The sequence below is a fragment of the Pseudomonas sp. HOU2 genome (assembly GCF_040729435.1).
Classification (GTDB): domain Bacteria; phylum Pseudomonadota; class Gammaproteobacteria; order Pseudomonadales; family Pseudomonadaceae; genus Aquipseudomonas.
Window position 1 is genome coordinate 4,317,334 of sequence record NZ_CP160398.1, and the last position, 21,248, is coordinate 4,338,581.

21 protein-coding genes are annotated in these 21,248 nt (G+C 60.4%); 10 read left to right on the forward strand and 11 right to left on the reverse strand.

The window, feature by feature from the left end:
- The first annotated feature begins 9 nt into the window (after nucleotides 1-9).
- The 4 genes from rng to tldD all read left to right on the forward strand — a co-directional run bounded on the left by rng (nucleotide 10) and on the right by tldD (nucleotide 7,792).
- A complete protein-coding gene (gene rng, locus ABV589_RS19395; RefSeq protein WP_007961585.1) occupies nucleotides 10-1,467 on the forward strand; it encodes a ribonuclease G in 1,458 nt (485 codons plus the stop codon).
- A 75-nt stretch (nucleotides 1,468-1,542) separates the two neighbouring features.
- Nucleotides 1,543-5,346 (forward strand): YhdP family protein, encoded by a 3,804-nt coding sequence (locus ABV589_RS19400; protein WP_367083111.1) that lies wholly within the window; start codon nucleotides 1,543-1,545, stop codon nucleotides 5,344-5,346.
- Between the two features lie 138 nt (nucleotides 5,347-5,484).
- The gene (locus tag ABV589_RS19405) at nucleotides 5,485-6,345 is read left to right on the forward strand and encodes a carbon-nitrogen hydrolase family protein (protein WP_367083112.1); all 861 of its coding nucleotides are present in this window, start codon (nucleotides 5,485-5,487) and stop codon (nucleotides 6,343-6,345) included.
- Between the two features lie 4 nt (nucleotides 6,346-6,349).
- The gene (tldD, locus tag ABV589_RS19410) at nucleotides 6,350-7,792 is read left to right on the forward strand and encodes a metalloprotease TldD (protein ID WP_007961588.1); all 1,443 of its coding nucleotides are present in this window, start codon (nucleotides 6,350-6,352) and stop codon (nucleotides 7,790-7,792) included.
- A 111-nt stretch (nucleotides 7,793-7,903) separates the two neighbouring features.
- Here tldD and yjgA read toward each other — a convergent pair whose 3' ends face one another.
- Nucleotides 7,904-8,428 carry a ribosome biogenesis factor YjgA gene (yjgA, locus tag ABV589_RS19415; RefSeq protein WP_003221672.1) on the reverse strand — a complete coding sequence of 175 codons (525 nt, stop codon included), beginning with the start codon at nucleotides 8,426-8,428 and terminating at the stop codon, nucleotides 7,904-7,906.
- Between the two features lie 102 nt (nucleotides 8,429-8,530).
- Between yjgA and pmbA the strand changes: the two genes are divergently transcribed.
- The 6 genes from pmbA (at nucleotide 8,531) to ABV589_RS19445 (ending at nucleotide 13,868) form a co-directional block, all read left to right on the forward strand.
- Nucleotides 8,531-9,883, forward strand: coding sequence for a metalloprotease PmbA (gene pmbA / locus ABV589_RS19420; RefSeq protein ID WP_177325733.1), 1,353 nt, complete (start codon nucleotides 8,531-8,533; stop codon nucleotides 9,881-9,883).
- 215 nt (nucleotides 9,884-10,098) lie between these two features.
- The gene (locus ABV589_RS19425; protein ID WP_123587254.1) at nucleotides 10,099-10,506 is read left to right on the forward strand and encodes a FagA protein; all 408 of its coding nucleotides are present in this window, start codon (nucleotides 10,099-10,101) and stop codon (nucleotides 10,504-10,506) included.
- Complete coding sequence (locus ABV589_RS19430; protein ID WP_367083115.1) at nucleotides 10,487-11,863, forward strand: class II fumarate hydratase; 1,377 nt, start codon at nucleotides 10,487-10,489, stop codon at nucleotides 11,861-11,863. Before ABV589_RS19425 ends, ABV589_RS19430 begins: the two co-directional genes overlap by 20 nt.
- A 27-nt stretch (nucleotides 11,864-11,890) precedes the next feature.
- Nucleotides 11,891-12,331: a hypothetical protein gene (locus ABV589_RS19435; protein WP_007967199.1), complete on the forward strand. Its 441-nt coding sequence runs from the start codon at nucleotides 11,891-11,893 to the stop codon at nucleotides 12,329-12,331.
- A 1-nt stretch (nucleotide 12,332) separates the two neighbouring features.
- Nucleotides 12,333-12,944: a superoxide dismutase gene (locus ABV589_RS19440; protein WP_367083116.1), complete on the forward strand. Its 612-nt coding sequence runs from the start codon at nucleotides 12,333-12,335 to the stop codon at nucleotides 12,942-12,944.
- A gap of 30 nt (nucleotides 12,945-12,974) precedes the next feature.
- Nucleotides 12,975-13,868: a ZIP family metal transporter gene (locus tag ABV589_RS19445; protein ID WP_367083117.1), complete on the forward strand. Its 894-nt coding sequence runs from the start codon at nucleotides 12,975-12,977 to the stop codon at nucleotides 13,866-13,868.
- A gap of 81 nt (nucleotides 13,869-13,949) precedes the next feature.
- On the opposite strand, the gene ABV589_RS19450 is transcribed toward ABV589_RS19445, so the two are convergent.
- The 10 genes from ABV589_RS19450 to ABV589_RS19495 all read right to left on the reverse strand — a co-directional run bounded on the left by ABV589_RS19450 (nucleotide 13,950) and on the right by ABV589_RS19495 (nucleotide 20,977).
- Nucleotides 13,950-14,225, reverse strand: coding sequence for an HPr family phosphocarrier protein (locus ABV589_RS19450; protein WP_003221684.1), 276 nt, complete (start codon nucleotides 14,223-14,225; stop codon nucleotides 13,950-13,952).
- A 15-nt stretch (nucleotides 14,226-14,240) separates the two neighbouring features.
- Nucleotides 14,241-15,098, reverse strand: a complete 858-nt coding sequence (gene rapZ / locus ABV589_RS19455; protein WP_007967205.1) for an RNase adapter RapZ — start codon at nucleotides 15,096-15,098, stop codon at nucleotides 14,241-14,243.
- A gap of 2 nt (nucleotides 15,099-15,100) precedes the next feature.
- A complete protein-coding gene (gene ptsN / locus ABV589_RS19460) occupies nucleotides 15,101-15,565 on the reverse strand; it encodes a PTS IIA-like nitrogen regulatory protein PtsN (RefSeq protein WP_007967207.1) in 465 nt (154 codons plus the stop codon).
- A gap of 12 nt (nucleotides 15,566-15,577) precedes the next feature.
- A complete protein-coding gene (gene raiA, locus ABV589_RS19465; RefSeq protein ID WP_329696072.1) occupies nucleotides 15,578-15,886 on the reverse strand; it encodes a ribosome-associated translation inhibitor RaiA in 309 nt (102 codons plus the stop codon).
- A gap of 73 nt (nucleotides 15,887-15,959) precedes the next feature.
- Nucleotides 15,960-17,453 (reverse strand): RNA polymerase factor sigma-54, encoded by a 1,494-nt coding sequence (locus ABV589_RS19470; RefSeq protein ID WP_367083118.1) that lies wholly within the window; start codon nucleotides 17,451-17,453, stop codon nucleotides 15,960-15,962.
- Between the two features lie 187 nt (nucleotides 17,454-17,640).
- A complete protein-coding gene (gene lptB, locus ABV589_RS19475) occupies nucleotides 17,641-18,366 on the reverse strand; it encodes an LPS export ABC transporter ATP-binding protein (RefSeq protein WP_007967211.1) in 726 nt (241 codons plus the stop codon).
- Nucleotides 18,366-18,911, reverse strand: coding sequence for a lipopolysaccharide transport periplasmic protein LptA (lptA, locus tag ABV589_RS19480; protein ID WP_007967212.1), 546 nt, complete (start codon nucleotides 18,909-18,911; stop codon nucleotides 18,366-18,368). The genes lptB and lptA overlap by 1 nt, the downstream gene beginning before the upstream one ends.
- Nucleotides 18,898-19,470, reverse strand: coding sequence for an LPS export ABC transporter periplasmic protein LptC (gene lptC / locus ABV589_RS19485; RefSeq protein WP_007967214.1), 573 nt, complete (start codon nucleotides 19,468-19,470; stop codon nucleotides 18,898-18,900). The genes lptA and lptC overlap by 14 nt, the downstream gene beginning before the upstream one ends.
- Before the next feature lie 8 nt (nucleotides 19,471-19,478).
- Nucleotides 19,479-20,003 carry an HAD family hydrolase gene (locus ABV589_RS19490; RefSeq protein ID WP_007967216.1) on the reverse strand — a complete coding sequence of 175 codons (525 nt, stop codon included), beginning with the start codon at nucleotides 20,001-20,003 and terminating at the stop codon, nucleotides 19,479-19,481.
- The gene (locus ABV589_RS19495) at nucleotides 20,003-20,977 is read right to left on the reverse strand and encodes a KpsF/GutQ family sugar-phosphate isomerase (protein ID WP_027610849.1); all 975 of its coding nucleotides are present in this window, start codon (nucleotides 20,975-20,977) and stop codon (nucleotides 20,003-20,005) included. Before ABV589_RS19495 ends, ABV589_RS19490 begins: the two co-directional genes overlap by 1 nt.
- Nucleotides 20,978-21,248 lie beyond the last annotated feature (271 nt).

Here is a 21,248-nt window from a genome sequence, read left to right on the forward strand (position 1 = left end):
GACCCTGCCATGAGTGAAGAGATTCTGATCAACATCACGCCGATGGAATCGCGCGTGGCGGTGGTCGAAAACGGTGTGCTGCAAGAAGTCCACGTTGAGCGCACGCAGAAACGCGGGATCGTCGGCAACATCTATAAAGGCAAGATTGTCCGGGTGCTGCCGGGCATGCAGGCGGCATTCGTCGATATCGGACTGGATCGCGCTGCGTTCATTCATGCCTCGGAAATTTCCCTGCGCGAAGGCCCGGCGGTGGAAAGCATCAGCGCGCTGGTGCACGAAGGTCAGAGCCTGGTGGTGCAGGTGACCAAGGATCCGATCGGCTCGAAAGGTGCGCGGCTGACCACGCAGTTGTCGATTCCGTCGCGCTATCTGGTGTACATGCCGCGCACCGCCCACGTCGGCATTTCCCTGAAAATCGAAGACGAAGCCGAGCGCGAGCGCCTCAAGCAGGTGGTCAGCGATTGTGTGGCCAAGGAAGGGATCAAGGAGGCCGGAGGCTTCATCCTGCGTACCGCCGCCGAAGGTGCCGGGGCCGATGAAATCCTCATGGACATCCGTTACCTGCGCCGTCTGTGGGATCAGATCAATGCGCAGATCCAGACCATCGGCGCGCCGAGTGTGATCTACGAAGATCTCGGTCTGGCCCTGCGCACCTTGCGCGATCTGGTCAGCCCGAAAATCGAGAAAATCCGCATCGATTCCCGGGAAACGTTCCAGAAAACCACGCAGTTCGTCGCCGAATTAATGCCGGAAATCGCCGATCGTCTGGAACACTATCCGGGCGAACGGCCGATTTTCGATCTGTATGGCGTCGAAGACGAAATCCAGAAAGCCCTCGAGCGCAAAGTGCCGCTCAAGTCCGGCGGTTATCTGGTGGTCGATCCGGCCGAAGCCATGACCACCATCGACGTCAACACCGGCGCGTTTGTCGGCCATCGCAACCTTGAAGAAACCATCTTCAAGACCAACCTCGAAGCCGCCACCGCGATTGCCCGGCAGATGCGCCTGCGCAATCTGGGCGGGATCATCATCATCGACTTCATCGACATGGAAGATGAAGAGCATCAGCGCCAGGTGCTGCGCACCCTGGAAAAACAGCTCGAACGTGATCACGCCAAGACCAACATCATCGGCATCACCGAGTTGGGCCTGGTGCAGATGACCCGCAAACGCACCCGCGAAAGCCTTGAGCAAGTGCTGTGCGAGCCGTGCAGCAGTTGCCAGGGCCGGGGCAAGCTGAAGACCCCGGAAACCATCTGTTACGAGATTTTCCGCGAGATTCTGCGCGAAGCCCGCGCCTATCAGGCCGAAGGTTACCGGGTGCTGGCGAACCAGAAAGTGGTGGACCGTTTGCTCGATGAAGAATCCGGTAACGTCGCCGAGCTTGAAGGGTTCATTGGCCGCACCATACGCTTTCAGGTCGAAACCATGTATTCCCAGGAACAATATGACGTGGTGCTGCTCTGAGATCCTGCGGCACCTTCAATCCAAAACGGCTGGCCTCAGCTTTTCGCAGTTTTATCGCCATGGGAGCCAACTGACATGGAGCGTCTGACACGCATTCTGGCCGCACTGACCCGCTGGGGGCTGGGCCTGTGCGCGTTGGTTCTGGTGTTGATGGCGTTGTACGTCAGCCTCGGTCGGGAACTGACGCCGCTGGTGGCGGAATACCGCACCGATATCGAAGACAAGGCCACCGCTGCGCTCGGCATGCCGTTGCAGATCGGCGAACTGGAAGGCAACTGGAGCGGTTTCGCGCCGATTCTGCTGGCCCATGATGTGATGGTCGGTGAGGGCGCGAATGCCTTGCGTCTGGATCGGGTGCGCGTGGTGCCCGATCTGTGGGCCAGTCTGCTGGCCCGCGAAGTGCGCATCGCCCATCTGGAACTGAACGGCCTGAAGATTAGCGTCAAGGAAGCACAGGACGGCACCTGGGCGCTGGAAGGCCTGCCGGTGCAGAACGACCAGCCGCTGGATCCCCAGCAACTGTTCAATCGCTCGCAGATGGTTCAGCAACTGTCGGTGCTCGACAGTCAGGTGACCGTGCAGCCGCTGGATCAGGCGCCGATGACCTTTACCTACGTCGGTCTCAATCTGAAAACCGGCAGCAGCCGTCAGCGTCTCGATGCTCGTCTGACCTTGCCCGACGGGCAACCGGTGGTGATGAGCCTGCGTACGCGGATTCGCCCCTCTCGATTGCCGGACAGTTCGGTGGAGGGTTATGTCAGTCTGCCGCAAAGCGACTGGTCAAAGTGGCTGCCGGAACGTTTGACCCAACAGTGGAATTTCTCCGAGATCAAGGCGGGCGGCGAACTGTGGGTGAGCTGGAACGACGGCGCCCTGCAAAGCGCTGCCATCCGTTTGAACGCACCACAGGTGACCGGCGCTTATGCCGAGCGCAAGCCAATCAAGATCAGCAATCTGGCGCTCAACGGCTATTACCAGCGGGATGACGAAGGCGCGATTGTTACCCTCGATTCACTGGCGATGAACTTCGGCGAGACCCGCTGGGAATCCCGTGTGCAGCTCAAGCAGACGGTGGCCACCGATAAAGCCGATGAGCTGTGGCACTTGCAGGCCGACCGCCTCGATCTGACGCCGATCACGCCGCTGCTCAATGCGCTGGGGCCATTGCCCGAAAGCGTCGCCACGGTGGTCGACCACCTGAAGGTGACGGGTGGACTGCGCAACGTGCTGCTGGATTTTCGGCCCAACGCCACCGACGGCTCGAAATTCGGCTTCGCTGCCAACCTCGATAATGTCGGTTTCGATGCCTATCACGGTGCCCCGGCGGCGCGAAACGTCAGTGGCAGCCTCAGCGGCAACCTCGACGGCGGCGAGTTGCGCCTGGACAGCAAGGATTTCGTCCTGCACCTCGACCCGATCTTCGCCAAGCCATGGCAATACATCCAGGCCAACGCCCGCCTGACCTGGAAACTCGACAAAGAAGGTTTCACCCTGATCGCGCCGTACCTGAAAGTGCTGGGCGAAGAGGGCAAGATTGCCGGCGACTTCCTGATCCGCCTGCACTTCGACCATAGCCAGGAAGACTACATGGACCTGCGCGTCGGGCTGGTCGATGGCGACGGTCGCTACACCGCCAAATACCTGCCCGAAGTCTTGAGCCCGGCCCTCGACGAGTGGCTGCGCACGGCGATTCTTAAAGGCGCCGTGGACCAGGGCTTCTTCCAGTACCAGGGTTCGCTGAGCAAAAACGCCAAGGACGTGGATCGCAGCATCAGCCTGTTCTTCAAGGTGCATGACGCCGAACTGGCGTTCCAGCCGGGCTGGCCGCATGTCAGCAAGGTCAGCGGCGATGTGTTCATCGAGGACAGCGGCGTGCGCATCGTGGCCGACAAGGGCCAGTTGCTCGATACCCAGGTCAGCGATGTCTTCGTCAACATTCCCCATGTGCCGGCCGGGCAACCTACGCATCTGTTGCTCGACGGCGGGTTTGCCGGTGGGTTAGGTGATGCCTTGAAGATTCTGCAGACCGCGCCGATCGGCACTGGTGAAACCTTTGCCGGCTGGGAAGGCGAGGGCGATCTGCAGGGCAAGGTCAAACTCGACATTCCGCTGGAAAAGGGCGATCAGCCGAAGATCCTCGTCGACTTCAAGACCGCCAATGCACGCCTGAAACTGGCTGAGCCGAAGCTGGAACTGAGTCAGCTCAAGGGCGATTTCCGCTTCGACAGCGCCAAGGGGTTGAGCGGGCAGAACATTGCCGCCAGGGCTTTCGACAAACCCGTCACCGCACAGATTTTTGCTGATGGCAGCCCGAACAAGCTCAAGACTCGGGTCGCGGCTTCCGGGCAGGTCGAGGTCAAAAAACTCACTGACTGGCTGGGCGTGACTCAGCCGTTGCCGGTGTCCGGGACCCTTCCGTATCAGTTGCAGGTCAACCTCGACGGCACCGACAGCCAACTGACCGTCAGTTCCAGCATGAAAGGCGTTGCGGTGGATCTGCCGGCACCGTTCGGCATGTCGGCCGAGCAGGGCCGTGACACGGTATTCCGCATGACCCTGCAAGGTGCGGAGCGGCGTTACTGGGTCAACTACGATCAACTGGCGAGCTTCACCTTCGCCGCGCCGCCGAGCAATATCGCCGATGGTCGCGGTGAGCTGTTCCTCGGTACGGGCGACGCGGTTCTGCCGGAGGCCAAGGGCTTGCGCATTCGCGGTGTGCTGTCGGAGTTGGACGTCGCGCCATGGCAGGATCTGGTCAGCAAATACGCCGGGAATGATCCGGGCGGCAGCGCCAAACAATTACTCAACAGTGCCGACTTCAAGGTGGGCAAGCTCACAGCCTTCGGCACCACGCTGGATCAGGCCGCAGTGCAGGTCAATCGCAAACCCTGGGCGTGGAATCTGGCGCTCGACAGTCAGCAGGCCAAGGGTTCGGCCAGCCTGCCCGATGCCAAGGGCGCGCCGATCGCGGTCAATCTGCAATACGTACGCCTGCCGGCGCCGGATCCGACGGTGCAGGCTGACGAGAATTCGCCTGATCCGCTGGTTTCGGTCGACCCGACGAAGATTCCCGCGCTGGATATCACCATCAATCAGTTGTTTCTGGGCCAGGATCTGGTGGGCGGCTGGTCGCTCAAGGTTCGACCGACGGCCAAAGGCATTGCCCTGAACAATCTCGATATGGGCCTCAAGGGCATCCTGTTGCAGGGCAATGGCGGCTGGGAAGGGGCGCCGGGTTCGACCAACAGTTGGTTCAAGGGCCGGATCAGCGGCAAGAACCTCGCCGATGTGCTCAAGGGCTGGGGCTTTGCGCCGAGCGTGACCAGTGAAGAATTCCACATGGACGTCGATGGCCGCTGGCCGGGCTCGCCGGCATGGCTGGCGACCAAACGCTTCTCCGGCACACTGGATGCCTCGCTCAATAAAGGTCAGTTCGTTGAAGTGGAGGGCGGTGCGCAGGCGTTGCGGGTGTTCGGTCTGCTTAACTTCAACTCCATCGGCCGCCGCCTGCGTCTGGACTTCTCCGACTTGTTCGGCAAAGGCTTGAGCTACGATCGGGTCAAAGGCCTGTTGGTGGCAAATAACGGCGTATATGTCACTCGCGAGCCGATTCGTCTGACCGGTCCTTCGAGCAACCTTGAGCTGGACGGTACGCTGGATCTGGTCGGCGATCAGGTCGATGCAAAATTGCTGGTGACCTTGCCGGTGACCAACAATCTGCCAATTGCTGCGTTGATCGTCGGCGCACCGGCGGTCGGCGGGGCATTGTTCCTGATCGACAAGCTGATCGGCGACCGCGTGGCACGCTTCGCCAGCGTCAAGTACACGGTCAAAGGCCCGTGGAAAGAGCCGAAAATCACCTTCGACAAGCCTTTTTGAGTAGCATGAGGCTTTCCCCCGTGTAGGAGCTGCCGCAGGCTGCGATCTTTTGATCTGGTTTTTAAAAAGCAAAATCAAAAGATCGCAGCCTGCGGCAGCTCCTACAGTGATAAGTTGACTCCCTGTCAGGAAGCGGCCATGTCTTTAGCGGTGATTCAAATGGTCAGCCAGAGCGATGTGCTGGCCAATTTGGCGCAGGCCCGACGCCTGCTCGAACAGGCCGCGGCCGGCGGCGCGAAGCTGGCGGTGCTGCCGGAAAACTTCGCTGCCATGGGCCGTCGCGATATCGCCGACATCGGCCGCGCCGAAGCGCTCGGCGAAGGGCCGATCCTGCCATGGTTGAAACAGACCGCCCGCGACCTCAAGTTATGGATAGTGGCCGGCACCTTGCCGTTGCCGCCACTCGGGCAACCGGACGCCAAGTCCCACGCCTGTTCGCTGCTGGTCAACGATCAGGGCGAAACCGTTGCGCGGTATGACAAGTTGCACCTGTTCGATGTCGATGTGGCGGACAATCGCGGGCGGTATCGCGAATCCGATGACTATGCTTATGGCAGTGGCGTGGTGGTGGCGGACACGCCGGTTGGCCGAGTCGGCCTGACGGTGTGTTACGACCTGCGCTTCCCGGAGCTGTACAGCGAGTTGCGCGCCGCCGGTGCCGAGTTGATCACCGCGCCGTCGGCCTTCACCGCAGTGACCGGTGCGGCGCACTGGGACGTGCTGATTCGCGCCCGGGCCATCGAGACCCAGTGTTACGTGTTGGCGGCAGCACAGGGCGGGACTCACCCGGGACCGCGTGAGACCTTCGGTCATGCGGCGATCATCGACCCGTGGGGCCGGGTGCTGGCGCATCAGGATCAAGGCGAGGCGGTATTGTTGGCCGCACGCGACAGTGATGAACAAGCGTCTATCAGGGCGCGAATGCCGGTGACCAATCACCGGCGGTTTTTCTCGCAGGGCGCACAGCGTCCTGCCTCAGAACACGAATTTAAGGCGTAAACCTATGAGCGAGTTGTTGTCCTCAGTCAGTGATCACCTGTTGGCGCCCGGCGGCGTGACCATCGAGAGCCTGCAAGGCGTGCTCGGTGACCTGGCCGGCCCGGGTATCGATGCTGCCGACCTGTATTTCCAGGGCCAGATTTCCGAGTCGTGGTCGCTGGAAGACGGCATCGTCAAGGAAGGCAGCTTCAACCTCGACCAAGGGGTCGGCGTGCGTGCGCAGTCCGGCGAGAAAACCGGTTTTGCCTACAGCAACGCGATCACCCTCGAAGCCCTCGGTGCTGCGGCTCGCGCTGCGCGCTCGATCTCCCGCGCCGGGCAGAACGGCACGGTGCAGGCGTTCAGCACTCAGGATGTCGCGCAGTTGTACGCGCCGGACAATCCGCTGGAAGTGCTGAGCCGCGCCGAGAAGGTCGAGTTGCTCAAGCGTATTGATGTCGCTACCCGCGCCCTCGACCCACGGATTCAGCAGGTCAGCGTGAGCATGGCCGGGGTCTGGGAACGGATTCTGGTGGCGTCCACCGATGGTGGCCTAGCCGCCGATGTGCGTCCACTGGTGCGTTTCAACGTCAGCGTGATCGTCGAGCAGAATGGCCGTCGCGAGCGTGGCGGACATGGCGGCGGCGGGCGAACCGACTATCGTTATTTCCTCGCTGAAGATCGCGCCATGGGCTATGCCCGTGAGGCGTTGCGTCAGGCACTGGTCAATCTGGAAGCGATTCCGGCACCGGCCGGTACCTTGCCTGTCGTCCTCGGTTCGGGCTGGTCCGGTGTGCTTTTGCACGAAGCGGTCGGCCACGGTCTGGAAGGCGACTTCAACCGCAAGGGCAGTTCCGCCTACAGCGGGCGCATGGGCGAAATGGTTGCCTCCAAGCTCTGCACCATTGTCGATGACGGCACGTTGAGCGGCCGTCGCGGCTCGCTGAGCGTCGACGACGAAGGCACTCCGACCGAGTGCACCACGCTGATCGAAAACGGCGTGCTGAAGGGCTACATGCAGGACAAGCTCAATGCGCGCCTGATGGGCGTGGCCCGTACCGGCAACGGTCGTCGCGAGTCTTATGCGCATCTGCCGATGCCGCGCATGACCAACACTTACATGTTAGGTGGCGAGAGCGATCCAGCGGAAATCATCGCTTCGGTGAAAAAAGGCATCTACTGCGCCAACCTGGGCGGCGGTCAGGTCGACATCACCAGCGGCAAGTTCGTGTTTTCCACCAGCGAGGCGTATCTGATCGAGGACGGCAAGATCACTGCGCCGGTCAAGGGCGCGACGTTGATCGGCAACGGTCCCGAGGCGATGAGCCGGGTGTCGATGGTCGGTAACGATCTGGCGCTGGACAGCGGTGTGGGCACGTGCGGCAAGGACGGGCAGTCGGTGCCGGTGGGGGTCGGTCAGCCGACGCTGAAAATTGATGCGATTACCGTGGGTGGCACGGGCGCATAAGGATGGAAACATCCTCTGTATGAGCTGCCGCAGGCTGCGATCTTTTGATCTTGCTTTAAAAATCAAAGTCAAAAGATCGCAGCCTGCGGCAGCTCCTACAGGAGCGGGATATCAACGCAGGCCGCGTTGGGTATCGTCCAGCTCACGGATGTACTTGAAGATCTTGCGGCTGGACGCAGGAGGTTTGTTTTGCGCAACCTCGTGCTGAGCCTGACGGATCAGGGAACGCAGTTGTTGGCGATCGGCGTCCGGGTACTCGACGACGAATTTCTCCAGCACGGCATCGTCACCGGCGATCAGGCGGTCACGCCAGCGTTCGAGGTTGTGGAAACGCTCGTTGTACTGACGGGTGGAGGCATCGAGTTGATCGAGCAGGACCAGAATCGCGTCAGTGTCCTGATCGCGCATCAGTTTGCCGATGAACTGCAGGTGCCGTTTACGCGCGATGTTCGCGGTGTGCTTCGGCGCATCAGCCAGGGCCCGGCGCAAAGCGTCGGTCAATGGCAGTTTTGCCTGCAAGTCGGGCTTGAGTGTTGTAAGGCGCTCGCCAAGGTCAACCAGAGCATGCAGCTCGCGTTTGACCTGAGATTTGCTTTTTTCTCCCGTATCGAGGGAGTCGTCGTAAGAATCAACCATGGTGGCAGTCCGCAAAGAAACGCCGCCATGATAACCAGTCGGGGGCCGCTTGTCCGGCCCGGTCGCTCGATGACCCCAGCCGAAAGCAGAATTTGAGTGGAGATGAGCATGAGTGCAGTTCAAAGCGTCGGCCCGCAAGCATTGCCGGCACTGCAGGAACAGGTCGAGCAGATCATCGCCGAAGCCAGGCGTCAGGGCGCCAGTGCCTGTGAAGTCGCAGTGTCGCTGGAGCAGGGTTTGTCGACGTCGGTGCGCCAGCGCGAGGTCGAGACGGTCGAGTTCAATCGTGACCAGGGCTTCGGCATCACCCTGTACGTCGGCCAGCGCAAAGGCTCGGCCAGCACCTCCGCCACCGGGCCGGACGCGATTCGTGAAACCGTTGCCGCTGCACTGGCGATCGCCAAACATACCTCTGAAGACGAAGCCTCGGGCCTCGCCGATGCCGCGCTGATGGCCAGGGATGTGCAGGATTTCGATCTGTTCCACGAATGGGACATCACCCCGGAGCAGGCCATCGAGAAGGCGTTGCTCTGTGAAGCCGCCGCGTTCGACGCCGATGCGCGAATCAAGAACGCCGACGGCACCACCCTCAGCACCCATCAGGGCTGCCGTGTGTACGGCAACAGCCACGGTTTCATCGGTGGTTACGCGTCGACCCGGCACAGCCTGAGCTGCGTGATGATCGCCGAAGCCGATGGCCAGATGCAGCGCGATTACTGGTATGACGTCAATCGCCAGGGCAGCCTGCTGGCGGATCCGGTGAGCATCGGCCAGCGTGCCGCGCAAAGGGCGGCGAGCCGACTGGGCGCGCGTCCGGTGCCGACCTGCGAAGTGCCGGTGCTGTTTTCCGCCGAGCTGGCGGGCGGCTTGTTCGGCAGCTTCCTGTCGGCGGTGTCCGGCGGCAGTCTGTATCGCAAATCATCGTTCCTCGAAGGCACGCTGGGGCAGAAGCTGTTTCCGGAATGGCTGACCATCGATGAGCGTCCACACCTGATGCGCGCCATGGGCAGTGCGTCCTACGACGGTGATGGTCTGGCCACCTATGCCAAACCGTTCGTCGAGAAGGGCGAGTTGGTGTCGTACATTCTCGGCACCTACTCCGGGCGCAAACTCGGCATGCCGAGCACCGCCAATGCTGGTGGTGTGCACAACCTGTTCGTCACTCACGGTGATGAAGACCAGGCGGCGCTGTTGAAACGCATGGGCCGTGGCTTGTTGGTTACCGAGTTGATGGGCCATGGTTTGAACATGGTGACCGGAGATTACTCGCGTGGTGCGGCGGGTTTCTGGGTCGAGAACGGCGAAATCCAGTTCGCGGTGCAGGAAGTGACCATCGCCGGCAACATGCGCGACATGTTCAAGCAGATCGTTGCGGTCGGTAATGATCTGGAACTGCGCAGCAATATTCGCACGGGTTCGGTGTTGATCGAGCGGATGACTGTCGCGGGTAGCTAAGCTCCCATCTGCACAAAAAGGCGCGCCATCCACCCGGATGGCGCGCCTTTTTCATGTCCGCCCTGTAGGAGATGCCGCAGGCTGCGATCTCTTGATCTTGTGTTTGAAAGCAAAATCAAAAGATCGCAGCCTGCGGCAGCTCCTACAAAGGTGCTCTTGTTTTGGTTCTCATTATCATCTAATAATGAATCTCATCTCCGAACGAGTCCCGGATCATGAGTTCTGCCTTGCACGAGCAGCCGTACCTCGAAAGCTGGCGCTGGATGAGTCGCCAGATCCGTTGCGCAATGGATCCTGACGAGCCGCGCCTGATCGAACATTACCTGGCCGAAGGCCGTTATCTGGCCTGCTGCACCGCGACTTCCCCGTGGACCATCGCTGAAACCTCCTTCCGTTTGTTGCTCGACACAGCCACCGACATTGCCTTGCCGTGGCACTGGCGAAGCCTGTGTCTCGATCAAGCCTGGCGCCCGCTGCGTGAAATGGAGCGCCTGTCGCTGTGCAACTGCCGGCTCCAGCGCTGGCAGCGCTACACCTGGCAACTGGCGACCTGCGAGTTGCTCCCCTCGATTCCTCTCATTGAATTAGTCCAAGGATTTACCGATGACCAAGACACGTATTGAGCGCGACAGCATGGGCGAACTGCAGGTGCCGGTGGACGCTCTCTACGGCGCGCAGACCCAGCGTGCAGTGGATAACTTCCCGATCAGCGGCAAGCCGATGCCAACGCAATTCATCCGTGCGCTGATCCTCGCCAAAGCCGCCGCCGCGCGGGCCAACGTCGAGCTCAACCAGCTCAGCGCCGGCCAAGGCAAAGCCATCAGCGATGCCGCGCAAGGCCTGCTCGAAGGCGACTTCATGCAGCATTTCCCGGTGGATATCTTCCAGACCGGCTCCGGCACCAGCTCCAACATGAACGCCAACGAAGTGATCGCGACCCTCGCCAGCCGCCTGCTCGGCGAGCCGGTCAACGCCAACGATCACGTCAATTGCGGCCAGAGCAGCAACGACATCATCCCGACCACCATCCACGTCAGTGCTGCCCTGGCTCTGCACGAACAGATGCTGCCGGCGCTGTTGCACCTGGTGCAGGTCATCGAAAACAAAGCCGAACAGGTGCACCGCCACGTCAAAACCGGTCGCACCCATTTGATGGACGCTATGCCGGTGCGTATGAGTCAGGTGCTCAATGGCTGGGCGCAGCAGCTCAAGGCCAATATCGCTCATCTGCAGGACTTGCTGCCGAGCCTGCAGTCGCTGGCGCAGGGCGGCACGGCGGTCGGCACCGGGATCAATGCGCATCCGGAATTCGCCGCGCGTTTCAGCCGCCAGCTCAGTCAGCTGACGAATGTGCAATTCACTTCGGGCAAGGATCTGTTCGCGCTGATCGGCTCGCAGGACACCGCCGTTGCGGTCTCCGGTCAGCTCAAGGCCACCGCCGTGTCGCTGATGAAAATCGCCAACGACTTGCGCTGGATGAACTCCGGCCCGCTCGCCGGTCTCGGCGAAATCGAGCTGGAGGGCCTGCAGCCGGGCTCGTCGATCATGCCGGGCAAGGTCAATCCGGTCATCCCGGAAGCCACCGCCATGGTCGCCGCACAAGTGATCGGCAACGACTCGGTGATCACCATCGCCGGCCAGTCGGGCAACTTCGAACTGAACGTGATGCTGCCGATCATCGCCCAGAACCTGCTGAGCAGCATTGAGCTGCTGGCCAATTCCAGCCGCTTGCTCGGTGACAAGGCGATTGCCAGCTTCAAGGTCAACGAGTCGCGGCTCAAGGAAGCGCTGTCGCGTAATCCGATTCTGGTCACCGCGCTCAACCCGATCATCGGCTACCAGAAAGCCGCCGAAATCGCCAAGCAGGCCTACAAACAGGGGCGCCCGGTGATCGATGTCGCGCTGGAACATACCGACTTGTCGCGCAGCCAACTGGAAGAGTTGCTCAATCCCGAGAAACTCACCGCCGGCGGCGTGTAAATCCCGCAACCGCTTTGGAGGCTCACCATGGAGCACTGGAAACGCACGATCGAACGGGCCAATCGCTGCTTCATGCTGGGCGAGCTGATCGATGCCCGCGAGGCTTACTTGCAGGCCCTGGCCCTGGCGCAAGTGCTGTTCGAACGCTGGGCCGATGCCGACGAAGCGGTGGCGGCCTGCGTCATCTCCCATCACAACCTGGCGGATCTGCACCTGCGCCTGAATCAGCCGGAGGAGAGCGCCGAGTACCTTTGCGCGATTCATCAACGGCTGTTGCAGACCATGCAGGACGAGCGCCTGCGTCCGGCGCTGCGTGAAGCGGCGCTGCGCCAGAGCAGCAAGACTTACGTCGAACTGCTGAATTTCATCAGCGAACACGGCGAATATCCGCGCACCCAGCGCCTGCTGCACCCGGACACCGGCAATGCACGCCGCGCGTCAGCCTCACATCACCATGGAGTCCACTGAAATGGCTTTTACCTTGCCCGCCTTGCCGTACGCCTACGACGCCCTGGAACCGCACATCGATGCGCAAACCATGGAGATTCACTACACCAAGCACCACCAGACCTACATCAACAACCTCAATGCCGCCGTCGAAGGCACCGAGTACGCCGAGTGGCCGGTGGAAAAACTGGTCGCCAGCGTTCAGCAGTTGCCGGAAAAACTCCGCGCGGCGGTGATCAACCAGGGTGGTGGGCATGCCAACCATTCGTTGTTCTGGGAAGTCATGGTGCCCAACGGCGGTGGCAAGCCGGACGGCGCGCTGGCCAAGGCGATCGAGGAGCAACTGGGCGGTCTCGACAGTTTCAAGGAAGCCTTCACCAAAGCCGCGTTGACCCGTTTCGGCAGTGGCTGGGCCTGGCTCAGCGTGACTCCGGAGAAAAAACTTATCGTGGAAAGCAGCGGCAATCAGGACAGCCCGTTGATGAACGGCAACACGCCGATTCTCGGTCTGGACGTCTGGGAACACGCCTACTACCTGCGTTATCAGAACCGTCGCCCGGAATACATCAACGCGTTCTACAACGTGATCAATTGGCCTGAAGTTGCCGCGCGCTATCAGGCGGCACTGGTTTAAGTCATCTATAAAAACAATCCAAGGCTGACTATGGGCACTGAAACACTGGCGATTGGCGGTGGGCGCATGTTTCGTTACGCGGTCGGGTCGCTGTTGCTGCTGGCGGGCATCACCTTACTCGCGGCGCATGGGCTGGAATGGCTGGATCTGCAGCCGAAACTGTCGCGGGCCTTGCAGGGTGGCGCGATCTGCGCCCTCGGCACGGCGCTCGGTGCGGTGCCGGTGCTGGTGATCCGGCGCATGCCGCAGAGGCTCAGCGATACGCTGCTGGGTTTCGGCGCCGGCGTGATGCTGGCGGCGACCGCTTTTTCGCTGATCGTGCCGGGCATTGCCGCGGCCGAAAGTCTGGGCCTGACACCTTGGGCCGCCAGCGGTCTGATCTGCTTCGGCATCATGCTCGGTGCATTCGCTCTGTATCTGGTGGATCTGAAACTGTCCGGCGCCTCACCGGAAATGCTCGTCGGTACCCCCGATCACCCGGTGATCCCGCCAAGGATCTGGTTGTTCGTCTTCGCCATCATTGCTCACAACATCCCCGAAGGCATGGCGGTGGGGGTGTCTGCTGGCGGCGGCATGCCGGATGCCGACAGTCTGGCGATGGGCATCGCCTTGCAGGATGTGCCGGAGGGACTGGTGATTGCGCTGGTGTTGGCCGGGGCGGGGATGTCGCGGGTCAGGGCATTCTTGATCGGTGCGGCGTCAGGGCTGGTCGAGCCGGTGTTTGCACTTCTGTGCGCGTGGCTGGTCAGTCTGGCGGAGCTGTTATTGCCGTTGGGGCTGGCGCTGGCGGCGGGGGCGATGTTGTTGGTGGTGACGCATGAGGTCATCCCGGAATCGCGCCGCCATGGGCATGACAAGCTGGCCAGCCTAGGCTTGCTGATCGGCTTCTGTCTGATGATGGTGATGGATACCGCATTGGGCTGAAAAAAGATCGCAGCCTTCGGCAACTCCTACATTGGAATGCGTTCACTGTAGGAGCTGCCGCAGGCTGCGATCTTTTAACGTTCAACCGCCTTCATCGAAGTAGTTGTTGATCAACGCCACCAGCGCATCCAGCGCTTCCTGTTCCTGATGGCCTTCGGTACTCAGATATATTTTGGTGCCTTTACCGGCGGCGAGCATCATCATCGCCATGATGCTTTTGCCATCCACCGTGGTTTCCGGTGTGCGACCCACTCTGATCGTGCAATCCGGGAACTGCCCCGCCACCCCGACGAACTTGGCCGACGCCCGGGCATGCAGGCCCAGTTTATTGATGATTTCGATTTCCAGAGCAGGCATCGCGGTGTGAATCCTTTAAGTGAGGTCGCGGTGGCGAACCTGGACGTTCTTCAGGGTTTTCTGCAGGGCCTGACCCAGGCGTTCGGTCAGGTAAACGGAGCGGTGATGTCCGCCAGTGCAGCCAATGGCAATGGTGACATAGGCGCGATTGCTCGCCGCAAAGCGCGGCAACCATTTATTCAGGTAGCCGTAGATGTCCTGGAACATCTCTTCGACCTCAGGCTGCGTCGCCAGATACTCGGCGACCGGTGCGTCGAGTCCGGATTGCGCGCGCAATTCAGGCTTCCAGTACGGATTGGGCAGGCAGCGCACGTCGAACACCAGATCCGCGTCCACCGGCATGCCGCGCTTGAAACCGAACGATTCGACCAGAAATGCTGTCCCCGGCTCCGGCTGGTTCAGCAGGCGGAGTTTGATGGTGTCGCGCAACTGGTACAGATTCAGATTGGTGGTGTTGACCTTGAGATCGGCCAGGTCGGCAATCGGGCCGAGCAGGGCGGTTTCATCTTCGATCGCTTCGGCCAGTGAGCGGTTGGCGGTGCTCAGCGGGTGGCGACGGCGGGTTTCCGAGAAGCGTTTGAGCAAGGTTTCTTCGTCGGCATCCAGATACAGCACATCACACTGAATGTGTCGGGCGCGGACTTCTTCGAGCAACTCGGGGAAGCGTGACAAATGACTCGGCAGGTTTCGCGCATCGATCGACACAGCCACCAACGGCTGAGCCAGCTCGGTATGAATCAGGGCGCGTTCGGCGAGCTCCGGCAGCAGACCGGCCGGCAGGTTGTCGATGCAGTAGTAGCCGTTGTCCTCAAGAACATTCAGGGCGGTACTTTTACCCGAGCCGGAGCGGCCGCTGACGATGATCAAACGCATGATTAGTGACCGTTCTGCTCGCTCAGGACGACCTGATACAAGGCTTCATTGCTCGGTGCGCTACGCAGTTTTTCGCGCACTTCCTTGCGGTCGAGCATGCTGGCGATCTGGCGCAGTAATTCCAGGTGAGCATCGGTGGCGGCTTCCGGGACCAGCAGGACAAACAGCAGGTCAACCGGTGCGCCGTCGATTGCATCGAAATCGATGGGCGCTTCAAGGTGCATCAAAGCGCTGATAGGCGCTTCGCAGCCTTTGAGGCGGCAGTGGGGGATGGCGATGCCGTTGCCGAAACCGGTGGAACCGAGTTTCTCACGGGCGATCAGCGCTTCGAAGACATCTTGCATCTCCAGATCCGGCACTTCGCGGGCGATCAGGTTGGCAATCTGTTCGAGGGCTTTCTTTTTACTGCCGCCCGGCACGTTCACCAGGGAACGGCCGGGGGTCAGGATACTTTCAAGTCGGATCATGGGTTGGGGGTGTTAACGACCTGTCGCGCCCTGAAGGAGGCTCTGGGTCTTTTCCTTATGCTTTTTGAGTTGGCGATCCAGCTTGTCGGTCAGTGAGTCGATCGCAGCGTACATGTCGGTATCTTCTGCGTTGGCGACCACTTCGCTGCCGGGGATATGCAAGGTGGCTTCGATTTTCTGCTTGAGCTTTTCGACGCACATCGTGACTTGCACGTTGGTGATCTTGTCGAAATGTCCCTCAAGCCTCTTGAGCTTCTGCTCAACGTATTCACGGAGAGGTTGGGTAACTTCCAGTTGGTGTCCACTGATGTTGACTTGCATACAGCTTCTCCTTCGTTGCCAGTGCATAAAGCGGCAGGCCGAACAGCCTGCCACTGGAACGCTGTAACGTGGCTTACATCAACCGCTTGCGTTCGCTCGAAGGCGCGATCCCTAGGGATTCACGGTACTTGGCGACGGTGCGGCGAGCCACCTGAATGCCTTGTGCCTCCAGTAAACCAGCGATCTTGCTGTCACTCAACGGCTTTTTCTGATTTTCCGCTGCAACCAGTTTTTTGATGATCGCGCGGATCGCCGTGGACGAGCATTCACCGCCTTCGGAGGTGCTTACATGGCTGGAGAAAAAGTATTTCAGTTCATAAATGCCCCGTGGGGTATGCATGAATTTCTGTGTGGTGACCCGGGAAATCGTCGATTCGTGCATGCCTACCGCTTCGGCGATGTCGTGCAGGACCAACGGCTTCATGGCTTCGTCGCCGTACTCCAGGAAACCGCGCTGATGCTCCACGATCTGGGTGGCCACTTTCATCAGGGTTTCGTTGCGGCTCTGCAGGCTCTTGATGAACCAGCGTGCTTCTTGCAACTGGTTGCGCATGAAGGTGTTGTCGGCGCTGGTGTCGGCGCGACGGACGAAGCCGGCGTACTGCGCGTTGACCCGCAAACGGGGCACCGACTCCTGATTCAATTCGACCAGCCAGCGCTCGTTGTCCTTGCGCACAATGACGTCGGGCACCACGTACTCGGCTTCGGTCGATTCGATCTGTGAGCCCGGGCGTGGATTGAGGCTTTGCACCAGTTCGATGACCTGACGCAGCTCGTCTTCCTTAAGCTTCATGCGCCGCATCAACTGGCTGTAGTCACGACTGCCGAGCAGATCGATGTAATCGCTGACCAGACGTTTGGCTTCGTTGAGCCACGGGGTCTTGGCCGAGAGCTGACGCAGTTGCAGCAACAGGCATTCGCCGAGGTTGCGCGCGCCGATGCCGGCGGGTTCGAACTGTTGAATGCGGTGCAGAACGGCCTCGATCTCGTCCAGCTCGATGTCGAGCTCCGGATCAAAGGCGTCGAGGATTTCTTCGAGGGTTTCGTCGAGGTAGCCCTGATTGTTGATGCAATCGATCAGGGTCACGGCGATCAGGCGGTCGGTGTCGGACATCGGCGCCAGGTTCAATTGCCACAGCAAATGGCTTTGCAGGCTTTCGCCGGCGGAGGTGCGGGTGGTGAAGTCCCACTCGTCGTCATCGCTGCTGGGCAGACTGCTGGCGCTGGTCTGGTAGACGTCTTCCCAAGCGGTATCAACGGGCAGTTCGTTAGGAATGCGCTCGTTCCATTCGCCATCTTCCAGGTTGTCCACCGTCGGGGCGGTTTCCTGATAGGAGGGTTCCTGAATGTCGGTGTTGGGTTTTTGTTCGGCGTTGTCGGCCAAAGGATCGGAGTTGTCGAAGTCGTCGCCTTCTTCCTGGCGTTCGAGCATCGGATTGGATTCCAGGGCCTCCTGGATTTCCTGTTGCAGGTCCAGGGTCGACAATTGGAGCAGGCGGATGGCCTGTTGCAGCTGCGGTGTCATCGTCAGCTGCTGGCCCATTCTCAAGACTAGCGATGGTTTCATGGCAGGGGCTTAACACCTTATTCGCCGGCGCGCATGCGCCATCCACTACAGGGCGCCGGAGCGCCAAACTTAAGCAAATTATATGCCTGAAACTGTCGTGTTTGCCTAGAGCGCTGTAACAATTAAAGCGTATTAAATCCTGCTTGAATCGATACAGCGCCCGGGCGGCTCACCGGGCACTATTCGCTTAGAGGCGGAACTCGTGGCCCAGGTACACTTCCTTCACCAGATCGTTGGCAAGGATGGTCGCCGCATCGCCTTCGGCGATCAGTTGACCGTCGTTGACAATGTAGGCGGTTTCGCAGATATCCAGGGTCTCACGCACGTTGTGGTCGGTGATCAGTACACCGATGCCCTTGGCCTTGAGGTGGTGGATGATCTGCTTGATGTCGCCAACCGAAATCGGGTCGACACCGGCGAACGGTTCGTCGAGCAGGATGAATTTCGGTGCGGTCGCCAGGGCGCGGGCGATTTCCACCCGGCGGCGTTCACCACCGGACAGGCTCATGCCGAGGTTGTCGCGGATGTGGCTGATGTGGAACTCCTGCAGCAGGCTTTCCAGTTCCTTGCGACGACCGGCCTTGTCGAGTTCCGTGCGGGTTTCGAGGATGGCCATGATGTTATCGGCCACCGACAGTTTGCGGAAGATCGATGCTTCTTGCGGCAGATAGCCGATACCGGCCTTGGCACGACCGTGCATCGGCTGATGGCTGACGTCCAGATCATCGATCAGCACGCGACCCTGATCGGCCTGCACCAGACCGACGATCATATAGAAGCAGGTGGTCTTGCCGGCGCCGTTCGGGCCGAGCAGGCCAACGATCTGGCCGCTGTCGATCGACAGGCTGACGTCGCGCACAACCTGGCGGCTTTTATAGGCCTTGGCCAGGTGTTGGGCTTTCAGAGTTGCCATTACTGGGTCTTCTCGTCGGTTTTCTTCTTCGGCTGGATCACCATGTCGATGCGCGGACGCGCTTCGGTGACTTTGCTACCGGTAGCGCGACCGGCACTGGCCAGCTTCTTCACTGTGTCATAGACGATTTTCTCGCCCTGAGTGGTGTTGTTGTCCTTGTCGACAACCTTGGCCTTGTCGATCAGCACGACGCGGTTTTGCGCGGCGTGGTACTGGATCGTCACGCCCCAGCCTTGTACCGGCTTTTTGTCGCCCTGAGTCTGCAACTGCTCGAAGTAGGCAAGGTTGCCCACCGAGGTCACCACGTCGATATCACCGGTCGGGGTACGGGTGATGGTCACCGTATTGCCCTTAACGATCATCGAACCCTGGGTGATGATCACGTCACCTTTATAGGTGGCGATGCCATTCTTGTCGTCCAGTTGGGCGTCGTCGGCCTGAATGCGGATAGGTTGCTGCTGATCGTTCGGCAGAGCCCAGGCGCTCACGCTTCCCAGTGCTGCGCCCAGACTGAGCAAAATAGGGAGGGTTTTAACGAGCCTCATACTGTCCTCTTACGTTCGATTGCAGGTGTATCCTGCTGTCCTTCAAATACGCCTTCATTCCCACGCCAGTCGATACACCGCCAGCGCCGTCGATTCTAACGGGTTGCTCGGTCTGCGCATATTGCTGCTGAGGGAACACCGTCATGCGTGTGCTGGTGATCAGGGTGTCGCGGTTCTTTTCATCGGTGCGCTTGATGCGTACCGAGTCGATCAATTCTACCTGCGTTCCGTCCGGATTCACTTCGCCGCGCTCGCTGGTCACGTGCCATGGAAACTCGGTGCCGCGATACATGTTGAGGTCCGGTTTGGTGACCAGCGTCACGTCTGTGGCCTTCAGGTGTTCGGCCTTGTCCGAAGTCATTTCGTACTGCACTTTGCCGTCCGGCAGGTATTGCAGGGTATGCGTGTTGGTGGCGTACCAGTCGATTGCAGTGTCTTCGACCTTGACCGCAGGTTTGTCGAGGAACCGTTCCGGACTGATGTTCCAGTAGCCGACCGCCGCAAACATGGCAGCGATACAGCCGAACAGCAGGAAGTTGCGAAATTTTTTGCTAAACATGGTCTGGCTCACAGGTACGCGGCGTTGGCCGCATCGAGGCGGCCCTGGGCGCGCAGGATCAATTCGCAGAATTCACGGGCGGCACCTTCGCCACCGCGGGCCCGAGTGACGCCATGGGCGTGTTCGCGCACGAAATCGGCGGCATTGGCGACGGCCATGCCCAGGCCTACGCGGCGGATCACCGGCAGGTCAGGCAAATCGTCACCGAGGTAGGCGACCTGTTCATAGCTTAGGCCCAGTTGCGCCAGTAGACCGTCCAGAACCACCAATTTGTCTTCGCGGCCCTGAAACAGGTGCGGGATGCCGAGGTTCTTCGCCCGGCGTTCAACCACCGGCGTCTTGCGGCCGCTGATGATGGCGGTTTCGACACCGGCATTCATCAGCATCTTGATGCCCTGGCCGTCGAGGGTGTTGAAGGTCTTGAATTCGCTGCCGTCTTCGAGGAAGTACAGGCGCCCGTCGGTGAGAACGCCGTCGACGTCGAACACCGCCAGTTTGATCGCTTTGCCGCGTTGCAGCAGATCGGTGGTCATTACATCACTCCTGCACGCAGCAGATCGGAGAGGTTGAAGGCGCCGATCGGGCGATCTTCTTCGTCCACGACCACCAGTGCGTTGATTCGGTGGTCTTCCATGATTTTCAGCGCTTCGGCGGCGAGCATCTCGGGCCGTGCGGTCTTGCCGTGTGCGGTCATGACCTGGTCAATGGTGGCGCTGCGGATGTCGATGCTGCGATCCAGGGTGCGGCGCAAATCGCCGTCGGTGAAGATCCCGGCCAGCTTGCCATCGGCTTCAACGATCGCGGTCATGCCCAGACCCTTGCGGGTCATTTCCATCAGCGCGTCTTTGAGCAGGGTGCCGCGCTGCACTTGCGGCAGCTCTTGCCCGGCATGCATGACGTTTTCCACTTTCAGCAGCAGGCGTCGACCCAGAGCGCCGCCCGGGTGCGAAAAAGCAAAATCTTCGGCAGTGAAACCGCGCGCTTCCAGCAGCGCCACCGCCAGGGCATCACCCATGACCAGCGCCGCAGTGGTCGAGGAGGTCGGTGCCAGGTTCAGCGGGCAGGCTTCGTGCTCGACGTGAACGTTGAGATTGACTTCGGCGGCCTTGGCAAGCGGCGACTGCGGATTGCCGGTGAGGCTGATCAACTGGATGCCGAGGCGCTTGATCAATGGCAGCAGGGTGACGATTTCGTTGGTCGAGCCGGAGTTGGAGAGGGCGAGGATCACGTCGTCGCGGGTGATCATGCCCATGTCGCCATGGCTGGCTTCGGCCGGGTGGACGAAAAATGCCGGGGTGCCGGTGCTGGCCAGGGTTGCGGCAATCTTGTTGCCGACGTGCCCGGATTTGCCCATGCCGACCACCACCACACGGCCTTTGCTGGCCAGAATCATCTCGCAAGCGCGTACGAAATCGGCGTCGATATGGGGCAACAAGCCTTGTACGGCTTCCACTTCGAGGCGGATGGTGCGTTGTGCCGATTGAATCAGGTCGCTGGATTGGCTCATGTCAGAAATCGTATAGCCCGATGAAAAGGCGGCGATTATAGCGGTTATGTTGAAAAGCCTCACGCAAGTTCGTCGTGCTTTGTCATTCCTTGTCACCAAAACCCTGAAAAAGCGCGGGCGGGCCTGTCATGTCGCTGAACACAGAGGGGCATGGGCCTTGGGCGCTTGGCCTTTGCAGTGATATAGTTCGCCGCCAGTTCGGCCTGCCCGGGAGGTATGTGCTTTCCAAGGAAAGCCAGGCGTCCGAGTGAGAGGCTGCATCGCAAGGAGT